Source organism: Mesorhizobium sp. M2E.F.Ca.ET.209.01.1.1, assembly GCF_004010375.2.
Classification (GTDB): domain Bacteria; phylum Pseudomonadota; class Alphaproteobacteria; order Rhizobiales; family Rhizobiaceae; genus Mesorhizobium.
Map to the genome: position 1 here is coordinate 1 of NZ_SADP02000305.1, position 350 is coordinate 350.

At 62.9% G+C, this 350-nt stretch carries 1 pseudogene; it reads right to left on the reverse strand.

Annotated elements, in window-relative coordinates:
- A pseudogene (locus EN852_RS41235) lies at positions 1-350 on the reverse strand (TIGR03364 family FAD-dependent oxidoreductase); the annotation flags it as partial.

Genomic DNA, 350 nt, shown 5'->3' on the forward strand with positions numbered 1-350 from the left:
GGCGAAGCCGATGTAGCGCAGGAGGCTGAGATCGGACATCAGCGCCGACTGAAGCTTGAAACCGGGGTCGGCCAGCCGCAGCATCTGCAGCTTGCAGCGCTGCACGCCGTGCTTCGCGATCAGCTTCGGATAAAGCGAAGAGAAATCGTCGCCGGGACAGACGACGACCTTTTGAGCATGAACACGCCCCGCGCTGGTTTCGACGAAAGGCGGCGCGATCTCGGTAGCCGAGATGCCGGTGCGGAAGACCACGCCATGCTTCTGCGCCAGGAACAACGCCAGCCGCGGCAGCACCTCGCGCGATTCCACACGCAATTCGAACAGGCTGTAGATGCCACCGATGATCGCCG